This is a genomic window from Marinimicrobium locisalis, from assembly GCF_039822625.1.
In the GTDB taxonomy this organism is placed as follows: Bacteria; Pseudomonadota; Gammaproteobacteria; order Pseudomonadales; family Cellvibrionaceae; genus Marinimicrobium; species Marinimicrobium locisalis.
In genome coordinates this window covers 55,405-67,790 of sequence record NZ_JBDLLG010000017.1, presented here as the reverse complement: position 1 = coordinate 67,790, position 12,386 = coordinate 55,405, and the positions used below count along the sequence as shown (strand labels likewise).

Annotated in this window: 11 protein-coding genes and 1 tRNA gene; 11 read left to right on the top strand and 1 reads right to left on the bottom strand. The window is 61.4% G+C overall.

Features of this window, described 5'->3' with window-relative positions; all coding sequences use genetic code 11:
- Positions 1-41: 41 nt before the first annotated feature.
- The 7 genes from bioB to AAE514_RS11950 all read left to right on the top strand — a co-directional run bounded on the left by bioB (position 42) and on the right by AAE514_RS11950 (position 6,468).
- Positions 42-1,103, top strand: a complete 1,062-nt coding sequence (bioB, locus tag AAE514_RS11980; RefSeq protein WP_347331824.1) for a biotin synthase BioB — start codon at positions 42-44, stop codon at positions 1,101-1,103.
- Positions 1,104-1,107: 4 nt separating this feature from the next.
- Positions 1,108-2,289 carry an 8-amino-7-oxononanoate synthase gene (bioF, locus tag AAE514_RS11975; protein WP_347331779.1) on the top strand — a complete coding sequence of 394 codons (1,182 nt, stop codon included), beginning with the start codon at positions 1,108-1,110 and terminating at the stop codon, positions 2,287-2,289.
- 16 nt (positions 2,290-2,305) lie between these two features.
- Entirely contained in the window at positions 2,306-3,955 is a 1,650-nt protein-coding gene (bioC, locus tag AAE514_RS11970; RefSeq protein WP_347331778.1) for a malonyl-ACP O-methyltransferase BioC, read from the top strand.
- Positions 3,956-3,978: 23 nt separating this feature from the next.
- Positions 3,979-4,677, top strand: coding sequence for a dethiobiotin synthase (gene bioD, locus AAE514_RS11965; RefSeq protein ID WP_347331777.1), 699 nt, complete (start codon positions 3,979-3,981; stop codon positions 4,675-4,677).
- Positions 4,678-4,868: 191 nt separating this feature from the next.
- The gene (locus AAE514_RS11960; RefSeq protein ID WP_347331776.1) at positions 4,869-5,114 is read left to right on the top strand and encodes a hypothetical protein; all 246 of its coding nucleotides are present in this window, start codon (positions 4,869-4,871) and stop codon (positions 5,112-5,114) included.
- 17 nt (positions 5,115-5,131) lie between these two features.
- Positions 5,132-6,169: a putative metalloprotease CJM1_0395 family protein gene (locus tag AAE514_RS11955; RefSeq protein ID WP_347331775.1), complete on the top strand. Its 1,038-nt coding sequence runs from the start codon at positions 5,132-5,134 to the stop codon at positions 6,167-6,169.
- A 116-nt stretch (positions 6,170-6,285) separates the two neighbouring features.
- The gene (locus AAE514_RS11950; protein ID WP_347331774.1) at positions 6,286-6,468 is read left to right on the top strand and encodes a DUF3094 family protein; all 183 of its coding nucleotides are present in this window, start codon (positions 6,286-6,288) and stop codon (positions 6,466-6,468) included.
- Between the two features lie 57 nt (positions 6,469-6,525).
- Here the strand turns inward: AAE514_RS11950 and AAE514_RS11945 are convergent, their stop codons facing one another.
- On the bottom strand, positions 6,526-6,933 hold the full coding sequence (locus tag AAE514_RS11945) for a DUF4399 domain-containing protein (RefSeq protein ID WP_347331773.1): 408 nt from the start codon (positions 6,931-6,933) through the stop codon (positions 6,526-6,528).
- A 213-nt stretch (positions 6,934-7,146) separates the two neighbouring features.
- On the opposite strand from AAE514_RS11945, the gene AAE514_RS11940 reads away from it, so the two are divergent.
- The 4 genes from AAE514_RS11940 (at position 7,147) to infB (ending at position 12,350) form a co-directional block, all read left to right on the top strand.
- A tRNA-Met gene (locus AAE514_RS11940) sits at positions 7,147-7,223 on the top strand.
- 329 nt (positions 7,224-7,552) lie between these two features.
- Positions 7,553-8,014, top strand: coding sequence for a ribosome maturation factor RimP (gene rimP / locus AAE514_RS11935; RefSeq protein ID WP_347331772.1), 462 nt, complete (start codon positions 7,553-7,555; stop codon positions 8,012-8,014).
- A 67-nt stretch (positions 8,015-8,081) separates the two neighbouring features.
- The gene (nusA, locus tag AAE514_RS11930) at positions 8,082-9,560 is read left to right on the top strand and encodes a transcription termination factor NusA (protein ID WP_347331771.1); all 1,479 of its coding nucleotides are present in this window, start codon (positions 8,082-8,084) and stop codon (positions 9,558-9,560) included.
- A 60-nt stretch (positions 9,561-9,620) separates the two neighbouring features.
- Complete coding sequence (gene infB, locus AAE514_RS11925) at positions 9,621-12,350, top strand: translation initiation factor IF-2 (RefSeq protein ID WP_347331770.1); 2,730 nt, start codon at positions 9,621-9,623, stop codon at positions 12,348-12,350.
- Positions 12,351-12,386 lie beyond the last annotated feature (36 nt).

The following is a 12,386-nucleotide window of genomic DNA, read 5'->3' as shown; positions in this document are numbered from 1 at the left end:
ATAGAGGGCTTTTGGAACACAACCAGACTCGGGACAGAACCATGAACGCCATTGCCCAACCGCCGATTCGCCACGACTGGAGCCGGGACGAGATTCTCGCCCTGTTCGATCTGCCGTTTAGCGACCTAATGTTTCAGGCGCAGAGCGTCCATCGTACCCACTTTGACCCGAATCAGGTGCAGGTAAGCACGCTCTGCTCCATCAAAACCGGCGCCTGCCCCGAGGACTGCAAGTACTGCCCCCAGAGCGCTCGCTACGACACCGGCCTGGAACGGGAGCGCCTGATGGCGGTGGGAAAGGTGCTGGAAGAGGCAAAGGCGGCAAAAGAGGGGGGCGCGAGTCGCTTCTGTATGGGCGCGGCCTGGCGCAGTCCCAAAAACCGGGACCTCAACTACGTCACCGATATGGTCAAGGGCGTGAAGGCGCTGGGGTTGGAAACCTGCATGACCCTGGGGATGCTGGACGAGCAACAGGCCAAAACCCTGGCCGATGCCGGGCTGGATTATTACAACCACAACCTGGATACCTCCCCCGAATACTATGGCGAGGTGATCACTACCCGCACCTATCAGGATCGGCTCGAAACGCTGGACAACGTGCGTCGGGCGGGCATGAAGGTCTGCTGCGGCGGTATTGTCGGCATGGGTGAGGAGCAGACCGATCGGGCCGGGTTGCTGCAGCAACTGGCCAATATGCCGGATCACCCCGAATCCGTTCCCATCAACATGCTGGTGCGCGTGGCCGGCACTCCTTTGGCGGAAGAAGCCGCGCTGGACCCCTTCGAATTCGTTCGCACCATCGCGGTGGCCCGTATCCTAATGCCCAAATCTCACGTGCGGCTCTCCGCCGGGCGCGAGGATATGAACGATCAGATGCAGGCGCTCGCCTTTCTGGCCGGCGCCAACTCCATTTTCTACGGCGAAAAGTTGTTGACCACCGCCAATCCCGAAGCCAACAAAGACATGCAGCTGTTCAAGCGCCTGGGCATCAAGCCCGAAGAGCGCGAAGTGCATGTGGACGAAGCCGAGCAGGACGAAGTCGAGCTTGCCGGCATGGTGGAAGAGGTCCGCAACGACCCCTACTTCTACAACGCCGCCAAGTAAGCCCATGGCCGGCGCTTCTCTCGATGCGGCACTGCGGCCCGCTCTGGAGGAGCGCCGGGCCCGCTCGCTCTACCGCCAGCGGCGTGTTATCGAGTCCCCCCAGGGCGCCGAAGTCGTGGTGGACGGGCGGGCCTACATCGGCTTTTGCAGTAACGATTACCTCGGCCTGGCCAACCACCCGCAGGTCCGCTCCGCGCTCAAAGCCGGTGTGGATTCCCTCGGGGCAGGCAGCGGCGCCTCCCACTTGGTATGCGGTCACTCCCGAGAGCACCATGCACTGGAAGAAGAGTTGGCCGATTTTTGCGGCCGCGAACGCGCCCTGCTGTTCTCTACTGGTTACATGGCCAACCTGGGCACCGTTACCGCGTTAGTGGGCAAGGGGGATGGCATCTTTGAAGACCGGCTCAATCACGCTTCCCTGTTGGATGCCGGGTTGCTCAGCGGCGCCCGGTTCCAACGGTTTACTCATAATGACACCGACAACCTCGACCGCCGCCTGGCCCGCGCGGAAGCGCGGCGCAAGCTGGTGGTGGTGGACGGGGTCTTCAGTATGGATGGCGACTGCGCGCCCTTATCGAATCTGGCTGAGGCCGCACACCGGCACGACGGTTGGCTGATGGTCGATGACGCCCACGGTTTCGGTTGCCTGGGGGCGCAAGGCCGAGGGACGCCCGAACTCCAGAGTGTGGGAGGGGCCGAGGTTCCCGTCTATATGGCCACGCTGGGCAAGGCTCTGGGCACCGCCGGCGCGTTCGTGGCCGGTAGCGAGGCTTTGATCGAAACGCTGATTCAATTCGCCCGCCCTTACATCTACACCACCGCCTTGCCTCCCGCCGTGGCCGCCGCCACCCGCGCGAGCCTGCGCCTGGTCCGTGAAGAGGGATGGCGGCGCGATGTCCTTCAGGCCCGCATTACTCAGTTTCGCAAAGGCGCGCGAGCGCTAGGGTTGACCCTGATGGATTCCCAGACCGCGGTACAGCCGCTGTTGATTGGCGATGAGCAGCGGGCGCTGGCCCTCGCCTCGGCCCTGGAAGCTCGCGGCTACTGGGTGGTGGCGATTCGCCCGCCGACGGTCCCGGCTGGGAGTGCTCGCCTGCGGGTGACGCTCAGCGCCGCCCATACCGAAGCCCAGGTCAATGGCCTGCTGAGCGCCCTGGGGGAGAGCTTGGCCCAGGGCGGCCTCTAAAAAGCTTGGAGACACCGTGAACGAATCCATGACTCCCATCACGGCTCCCCGGTCGGAAGATGCGGCCCTGGCGGCCCATTACTATCCGGCGCTGACCCCGACCGGCGAAGAGCCCATCGTATTACTGCACGGTTGGGGCTTCGACAGTCGTAGCTGGGAGCCCCTTATCCCTCAGTTGCGCCAGTTCAGCGACGTGATCGCTCTGGACTTGCCCGGGTTTGGAGACAGCCCAGCCGGTGCTCGGTTTGAGTTGGAGGCGGTGCTGGAGCAGATTCTGCGCAGCCTTCCCGCGCGGGCGACGCTGATGGGCTGGTCCCTCGGGGGCATGCTGGCCGTGGCCCTGGCGGCGCGCCACCCCGAGCGCGTGACACGTTTGGTGACCATTGCGGCGAATGTGCGCTTTGTCGCCGATAAGCAGTGGCCGCATGCCATGGCCGCCTCGGTGAATTGTCGCTTTAACGCCGATTTCGAGCGCTCCCCCGAAAAGGGGCTGAAGCGGTTCGTGGGGCTGGTGGCCCACGGTGATGACCACGAGCGGTCTGTGCGCGCCGAACTGTCGACTTTCGAGCCCTGGAAGCAAAGGAGCGAAGGCTGGGCCGATGCGCTGCATTGCTTGGCGCACCTGGACAACACCGACTACTTGGCCCGCTTGCGACAACCCGGCCTCCACTTATTGGGTGAGCACGATGCGTTGGTTCCGCAGGCGGCCGCCGGCCCCATCCCGACGCTCAATCAGCGCCAGCGCGTCTCGGTGGTGGCGGGCGCCGGGCATGCGCCCCATTGGAGTCAGCCCGCGCGGGTGGGGGAGAGCATTTTGCAGTTCCTGCGCCTGAGCGCCGGGCAACTGGATAAGCGGCGGGTGGCCCATTCCTTCAGCCGCGCGGCGGGCAGCTACGACAGTGTGGCCCGCCTGCAACGGGCCGTCGGGGAAACGCTGCTCAATCAACTGGGTAAGGTGGCTCCGGCGGGAGCCGAGCGAGTGCTGGACCTGGGCTGCGGCACCGGCTACTTCGCCGAGCGACTTTCTCAACGACTGCCCGAGGTGCAGCTGATCGGTCTGGATATCGCTGAAGGCATGCTGAGCTTTGCCCGCAGCGAGCGGTCGGTCCCGGCGGTGTGGCTGTGCGCGGACGCGGAGGCGTTGCCGTTGGCGAACAATAGCGTCGATTTGGCGTTCTCCAGCCTGGCGGTGCAGTGGTGCGAACACCTCCCCAGTCTGTTTGGCGAACTGTGGCGCGTGTTGCGCCCTGGAGGCCAAATAGTGTTTTCCACCCTTGGGCCCCGTACCCTGTGGGAGCTGAAAAGCGCATGGCAGGCGGTAGATGGCTATGTGCATGTCAACCGCTTCTCAGCCCAGACGAGCGTTACCAGTGCGCTGGAAGGGGCGGGTTTTTCCAAGGTCGTCCATGAGACGGAAGAGCGGGTGCTGGCGTATGACTCCCTGAGCGATTTGACCCGGGAGTTGAAAGCGCTCGGAGCCCACAACGTCAACCGCGGCCAGCCTGAAGGCTTGACTGGCCGCCAGAAGGTGATGGCGCTCAAGTCCGCCTACGAAGGGTTTCGCCGCGAAGACGGCCGCCTGCCGGCCAGTTACGAAGTATTCTATATTCGCGCCACTAAACCGGCCGGTTCCGCGTCCCAGACGCCACCGACTGCAACCTTTTGACGCCAACATTCTAGGGAACAGCCATGTCACGATCCGCTTTTTTTGTGACCGGCACCGATACCGGTGTCGGCAAAACCGCCATTGCCACTGGGCTGCTGCAAGCCGCGGGCAATGCGGGGCTCAGCACCGCCGCGCTGAAACCGGTGGCGGCGGGGTGCGATACCACGCCCGAGGGCCTGCGCAACGAGGACGCGCTGGCGCTTCAAGCGGTGATCAACCGTCCCATGGTCTACGAGCAGATCAACCCGGTGGCGCTGGAGCCGGCTATCGCCCCCCACATCGCCGCGCTGGAAGCGCGCCGTCCTCTTTCCGCCGATCGTCTGGCGGGTTACTGCCGGGGCGTATTGGGCCAGGCGGATTTCACCCTGGTCGAGGGGGCCGGCGGCTGGCGGGTGCCCCTCAACCCCGCTGAAACCCTGGCCGACCTCGCCCGCGCCCTCGGCCTGCCGGTCATTCTGGTGATTGGCGTGCGGCTGGGCTGCCTGAATCATGCCTTGCTCACCGCCGAAGCCATCGCGCGGGACGGACTGAAGCTCGCCGGCTGGGTCGCCAATATTATCGACCCGGAAATGCCTCGCCTGCGTGAGAATGTTGATGCCCTGGGGCAGCGCTTGCGCGCCCCCTGCCTGGGCTGCGTGCCCTTTCTGACGGACCCCTCGCCCAGCGCCGTGGCCGAGCATCTGTCATTGGCACCGCTGCAGCCCGAGCCAGAGCGGCCATGAATTGGGCCATCCATTTTGTTCTATAAATTCCCGTTTTAATCCCAAATGCTCTGAGGGTTTGCCGATTCTGACTGTTTTTTGAGCAGGCAAGCGGCTAAACTATAAAGACCAAAGGTCCATTGGGGCGCCAACCTTCTCTGGGCCTGGATAATGTCTACATGCCCTCGGGCAATGTTTAGTGGGAGTGAACGATGGAAATAGGTGCAGCGGTTAACCAAGCGCTGATCGGTATGCAGCGCAGCCAGTCAGAAATGACCAGCTCGGCGCAGCAAATCGCCGAGGTCTCGGCCGCGCCGGCCACTCAGCCCGCCTCCAGCATGCAGATTGTCGAGCCGCTGATGAACATCGAAGCTCAGCAGCAGGTGTTTGACAGCTCGGCGCGTGTCCTTGAAGCCGCCGACGAGAACCTCGGCCGCCTGATTGACACCACAGCATAAGCTCAGGCGCCGCCGCAATGACCCCTTCAATCCCCTCCAATTACGCCAATGCCGTAGCGCCCTATGCGCCGCTGGGCGGAGCGCCTGTTGGCCAGGAGGCGGAGGAGTTACGCGCCAGCACCCTTAAACCGCTGGAGCAGCCGGCGGAAGCCGCCCGGGGGGAGAACGGCCGCTCTCCCGATCATCGTGCCGGACAAACCGAAGAGCAGGCCCGGTTGGCCCTCGGTCGCCGTAGCGACGACAATGGCCGAAGCCTTGGCGCCGAAGGCGCAGGGCCCCGCGCGGACAACGTCTCCATATCCCGTGGCGGCCGGGCGGCATTCGCGTCCGAAGCCGCTTCGGCCCCCCTTCCTGATGTAGCTGAGCGGCCCCTGGTTTCGGCTCAGCAGCAGCGTGTTTCCGAGGCGCAAACGGCGGAAGATCAGGCGCGGGCGGAGGGTGATATTCGGGCCAGCCTTGAGCGGCAAGAAGAGTTGGAAGTGCAGAAGCAGGTTCGCGAACTGGTCGCGCGAGACCGCGAGGTTCGCCAGCATGAGCAGGCGCATGCCGCATTGGGAGGCCGCTACGCCGGGGCTCCGCAGTACGAGTATGAGCGCGGACCCGACGGCGTCTCTTATGCGGTATCGGGCGAAGTGCCTATCGATACCAGTCCCGTGCCCAATGACCCCCAGGCCACGATTGAAAAAGCGCAGCAAATTCGCCGCGCCGCGTTCGCGCCGGCGGAGCCCTCGGACACCGATCGCCGGGTGGCGGCGGAAGCGGCTCAATTGGAGGCGCAAGCCCGGGTGGAACTGCGTCAACAGCAAATGGAGGCAAGTCGCCCGGAGACCGAAGCCGCCTCCGAGAAATCCTCGGTAGAGCAGGTCCGGTCCGAGACAGTGGAGTCTGACGGGTCGCGGCGGGAAGAGAGCGATCGGGAAGCCCGTGAAGACACTCGCCAAGTGATCGCGGAGGACGCCCGTCGTCGCCACATTGACACCTATGTTCAGCTGGTTGAGCTATCCGCGCTGACGGAACCCCGAGAGTCGGGTGGCCGCCTGGATCAGCGCGTATAATACCCACCGTCCGCGTTCTTATTCGCTGACATCTGTCTTGTAATCCCTTTATACTTCTTTCTCCCTGACTGCCGGACGCGAGCCCGGTTTGCGACGACCTTTGTTGGAGGCTACTCGTGCATAAACCCAAACTTTCCCCGGAAGACCAAGCCCGAGTCGATGCCGTTGTACATCGCGGAGTCAATAGTGTGGAGCGCAAGCCTTTTCGCCCTTGGCTACTGCTGGGTGTGATTCTGGTGGTGCTGACCCTCCTCAGCGGCATCAGTTACTTCATCGCCTGGACTCAGGGGGTGGTGTAAAGAAAGGAAGCGAGAGGCCGGCCCAGGTGTGGGCCGGCGGACTGCTGAGTAGAGGTGTTACTCTTCGACGGTTACGGTGATTTTCTTCGACATGATCGGTGGCGTGTGTGGCTGGTGCATGTGATCGCCCAGCAGTAGCTGCAGGGTGTGTTCGCCGGGCTCAAGCTCAATGGTGGCCTCGGTCTGGCCGCCGCCGAAGTGCACATGTCGGTCATCGGCTGGAATAGTCTTGTCCAGTGCGGGGAGCTTGTCCAGGTCGATCAGCAGATGATGGTGGCCGGTGTTGTCCTGTTTCACGCCAGCGGGTGCGACGCCCGCCCCCTGAAGACCAAACTTGATCGTCACTGGGCTGGTCACGGTTTCCCCGTCGGCCGGGGAGATGATGTACGCGCTTTGCGCCTGGGAGCCCAGGGCGAAAAGACTCAGCAGCGCGGTGGCGGTGAGCGTGCGCAGTGGGTGTGTCATGAAAAACCTCCGTGCATTAATGGGATTGACTTTATTGCGGGCCATTATAGGGAGGCTGCCCCCAAACCGATACCTGAACCGGCCGTTTGGAGTGTAAAGAACGATTATGGGCAAGTCCTTGGAAATAAACTGAAATCGGGGTTGACCCACCTAGGGGCTACCCCTATAATGCGCCACCTCAGACGGGCAGTGACCTGCTCGCTGAGTTGCAGTTGCGGGGTGGAGCAGTCTGGTAGCTCGTCGGGCTCATAACCCGAAGGTCGTTGGTTCAAATCCAGCCCCCGCTACCAAATTCTAGTGTAGTGCCAGTAGTTAGCAGCCCGACGAGTCGGTCTCGCTTTCTACCGGGGCGGCAAAGCCGGCGAAGGTCGTCGGTTCAAATCCAGCCCCCGCTACCACTTTTCGGAAAGTTGATGAGGGACCTTTTGAACGGTTTTCAGCTTTCCCAGTCGGCCTTTAAAGAAGCCGGCGCTCGAATAAGCCCCTGTTATGGGGCTTTTTTGTATTTGAAAAAAGGGGTGTTCCCCTGCCACAGAGGCCTGTGGCCGCAGTTTCAAAAAATGGGCCTCTGGCCCATTTTTTGTTTGGGCGGCACCCCGCCACACAGGTGATTTGTTTCATGGCGTCCAAACAAGAACAGCTGCATGCGCTGATCGCGCCCGTTGTCGCGGCACTGGATTGCGAACTCTGGGGGTTGGACTTTCTCACCCAGGGCCGCTATTCCACCTTGCGTATTTATATCGACCGCGAGGGCGAAGAAGGCGTTACGCTCGAAGATTGCGAGCGGGTCAGTCGCCAGGTGAGCAGTGTGCTGGATGTGGAAGACCCCATCAGCAGTCGCTACACCCTGGAAGTGTCATCGCCGGGAATGGATCGCCCGTTATTTACACCCGAGCAATATGGTCGCTATGTTGGTGAGGTGGTTGCACTGAAGACCCGGGCGCCCATTGCCGGGCGGAGGAAATTTAAAGGCCAGCTGAAGGCCGTAGAAGGGGGCTCGGTAATTTTGATAGTGGACGGTGCAGAGCACGTACTGTCATTCGGGTCGATTGAAAAAGCGAATTTGGTCCCACGCTTCTAGCCCTCTGCGTTGTCGGGTTGTTAGAAGCCCTGCAATGTCAGGTGATGGAGTTTAACGAGGCAATTTCATGAACAAAGAAATTTTGTTGGTCGCCGATGCGGTGTCAAACGAAAAAGGTGTGGAAAAAGAGATTATTTTCCAGGCCATTGAGTCCGCGCTGGCCACGGCCACCAAAAAGCGGTTTGACGAAGATTCCAACATCGACGTTCAGATTGACCGCGCCACGGGCGATTACGAAACCTTCCGCACCTGGGAAGTGGTTTCCGACGACGTTTTGGCCGAGCTCGGTACCCAGCTGACCACCGAGGAGGCTGCGGAGAAAGACCCGAACCTCCAGGTGGGCGACGTGTATCGGGAAAAAATCGAGAACGTTGAATTTGGTCGCATCGCCGCCCAGACCGCCAAACAGGTCATCGTGCAGAAAGTGCGCGAAGCCGAGCGGGCTCAAATGGTGGAAGAGTATCGGGATCAGGTCGGTGAACTGGTCAGCGGCAGCGTGAAAAAAGTCACGCGCGATAGTATCATTGTGGACCTCGGCAATAACGCCGAAGGTCTATTGCCACGCGATCAGCTGGTAGGGCGGGAAATTTTCCGTGTCGGTGATCGGGTGCGCGCCCTGCTGCAGGACGTGCGTAGCGAAGTTCGCGGCCCCCAGTTGTTCCTGAGCCGCTCCTGCCCGGAAATGCTGATCGAGCTGTTCAAAATCGAAGTTCCGGAAATTGCCGAAGAAGTCATCGAGATCAAGGGCGCCGCGCGCGACCCGGGGCTGCGTGCCAAAATTGCGGTCAACACCAATGATGGCCGAATTGATCCGGTGGGGGCTTGCGTTGGGATGCGCGGCTCGCGGGTGCAGGCGGTCTCCAACGAGCTTGGCAATGAGCGGGTGGATATTGTCCTCTGGGACGACAATCCGGCGCAGTTTGTCATCAACGCCATGTCCCCCGCCGAAATCGAATCCATTGTGGTGGATGAAGATGCTGGCTCCATGGACCTGGCCGTCAGCGAAGACAACCTGGCCATGGCGATCGGTCGCGGCGGGCAGAATGTTCGCCTGGCCTGTGAACTGACCGGCTGGGACATCAACGTGATGAGCCTGGAAGAGTGGCAGTCCAAGCAGGAAGAGGAATCCGGCAGCTATATCGAGCTCTTTATGAACGCTCTGGACGTGGATGAAGACGTCGCCGGCGTGTTGGTCGAGGAAGGCTTCACCTCTTTGGAGGAGGTTGCTTACGTACCGCTGGATGAAATGCTGGCCATCGAAGGGTTCGATGAAGACATTGCCGAAGAACTCAGAGCACGAGCCAAAGACGCCCTGCTGACCCAGGCCCTGGCCTCGGAGGAGCACGGCGACTCTGAACCGGCGGAAGACCTGCTCAACATGGAGGGCATGGATGAGGCCCTGGCCAAAACCCTAGCGGCGCGCGGCATCGTTACCATGGAAGACCTGGCCGAGCAGGCGATTGACGATCTGCTGGAGATTGAAGGCATGGACGAAGAGCGCGCAGCGGCGCTGATTATGAAGGCGCGCGAGCCCTGGTTTGCCTGATCCCTGAAGCTGTTATTCAGGTCGAGCATCGCGGGCAACGAACAACACTGAGGATACATAATGGCAGAAGTAACAGTTAGCGAACTCGCCAAATCTGTGGGCGCACCGGTCGAGCGTTTGCTTAAGCAAATGCAAGAGGCCGGCCTGAGCCAGAAAACCGAAGACGCGCTGGTGTCTGACGAGGAGAAGCAAACCCTGCTGACTTACCTCAAAACCAGCCACGGTGAGTCCTCGGACGGGCCCCGGAAAATTACGCTCAAGCGTAAAACCACGACTACCCTCAAAACGGGCAGTGGCTCCGCGCGCAAGACCGTTAACGTGGAAGTGCGTAAAAAACGCACCTACGTGAAGCGTGATCCTCAGGAAGCACAGGCGGAAGCGGAAGCCGAGGCCGAAGCGCAACGGGTAGCGGAAGAAACGGCTGCCGCGGAAGCGGCGCGCGTCGAAGCGGAAGCAAAAGCCGCTGAAGAGGCGAAAAAGGCCGAGGCTGAAGCGCAAGCGGAGGCCTCGAAGGTTCAGGCGGAGAAGTCTGAAGAGGCTGAGGCCAAGACCGAAAGCCAGCCCGAAGAGGCGCCGGCAAAAGAGTCAGACGCCGAGCCCGAACCGGCTCGCACCTCCTTTGTTGACGATGCCGAAGAGATTCGCTTGCGTGCACAGGAGCGCCGCAAGGCCGAGGAGGCGAAGCGCGAAGCCGAGCTTAAGGCCCAGGAAGAGGTGCGCAAGGCCCAGGAAGCGGCCCGGGCCGAGCGAGCCGCCGCCGTGGTGGATGCGCCGACCGGAGAAAAAGACGATGCCAAGCCGGGCAAGAAGAAAGAGCGTCACGGCAAGGTATTCGATGATGACGAGGGCTCCAAGCATCGCAAGCGTGCCGGTAAGGGCAAACGCGGTATGGGCGGCTCCAAGAAAAACTCCAAGGCAGACCTGTACGCCATGGCGGCCGAAGAAACCGAGTCTCAGGACGTGCTGGCCCGTCGTCGCAGCGTGCGGGCGGCTCACAAGGCTTCCAACAAACATGCCTTTAAGAAACCGACAGGTAGAGTTATTAGAGACGTAGAGATTCCCGAGACCATCACCGTGGCCGATTTGGCCCAGCGGATGAGCGTCAAAGCGGGCGAAGTTATTAAACAGCTGATGAAGATGGGCGTCATGACGACCATCAACCAGCCCTTGGAGCAGGAAACGGCCCAGCTGCTGGTGGAAGAGTTCGGGCACAATCCGGTTCTGAAGAGCGAAGACGAGATCGAGCACAAGCTCGAAGAAGAGCTGGAAATTGAAGGTGAAGGCCAGCCCCGCGCGCCGGTGGTGACCGTAATGGGTCACGTCGACCACGGTAAAACCTCGCTGCTCGACTACATCCGTAAAACCAAGGTGGCTTCGGGCGAAGCCGGTGGTATTACCCAGCACATTGGTGCCTACCGGGTTCACACCGCCCACGGCGACATCGCCTTTCTGGATACCCCGGGGCACGCGGCCTTTACCGCCATGCGTGCTCGCGGTGCCCAGTGCACCGACGTGGTAATTCTGGTGGTGGCCGCCGATGACGGCGTTATGCCCCAGACCGAGGAAGCGGTTCAGCACTCCAAGGCCGCAGGCGTGCCGATGGTCGTGGCCATTAACAAGTGCGACAAGGAAGATGCGGACCCGGATCGGGTGAAGAACGAACTGGCCGCGAAGGACGTGATTCCGGAAGAGTGGGGCGGTGACACCCAGTTTATTGAAGTGTCCGCTCACAGCGGCGATGGTATTGAGGCGCTGCTGGAGGCCGTTTCGCTACAGGCGGAAATCCTCGAGCTTCGCGCCGTGGCCGATGCGCCGGCCCAGGGTGTGGTGGTCGAATCCAGCGTCGAGAAAGGTCGCGGTGTGGTCGCCACTTTGCTGGTACAGCAGGGTACGCTCAAGCATGGTGACTTGGTATTGGCCGGACAGAGCTACGGTCGCGTCCGCGCCATGACCAACGAACTGGGCCAGCAAGTTAAAGAAGTGGGCCCCTCCTCTCCGGTGGAAATCCTCGGTTTGGATAATGCCCCCAGTGCGGGCGATGACTTCGCGGTACTGGAAGACGAGCGCAAAGCCCGTGACGTGGCGGAGTTCCGGGCGGAGAAAGAACGCAAAGAGAAGCTGCAGCGCCAACAGGCGGCCAAGCTCGAAAACATGTTCGCCAACATGGAATCCGACCAGACCAAGGTTCTTCCGGTGGTGGTCAAGGCCGATGTGCGCGGTTCCCTGGAAGCGTTGCAAGCGTCTCTGGCCGAAATCGGCAACGAGGAGGTTGAAGTTAACATCGTCTCCTCCGGGGTTGGCGGTATTACCGAGAACGACATTAACTTGGCGTTGACCTCCGGGGCGATTGTATTCGGCTTTAACGTGCGGGCCTCCGCGGCCACTCGCCGGTTGGCCGAAGCCGAGGGCGTTGAGATTCGCTACTACAGCATCATCTATCAGCTCTTGGATGACGTGAAAGGTGCCCTGAGCGGTATGCTGGAACCGGAGCGGGTGGAAACCATTGTCGGTATTGCCGATGTGCGTGAAGTGTTCCGTTCGCCCAAGTTCGGCCAAGTGGCCGGCTGTATGGTGACCGAAGGCACCGTGTACCGGAACAAACCCATTCGCGTATTGCGTGACAATGTGGTGATCTTCGAGGGCGAGCTCGAGTCCCTGCGTCGGTATAAGGATGACGTCAGCGAAGTGCGCAATGGCATGGAGTGCGGCATCGGCGTGAAGAACTACGATGTGAAAGTCGGCGACCAGATCGAAGTTTACGAAGTGAAAGAAGTGGCTCGCAACCTCTGATCCGGGACCGATTCCAGGCAGCAGCCCCGGCGATCA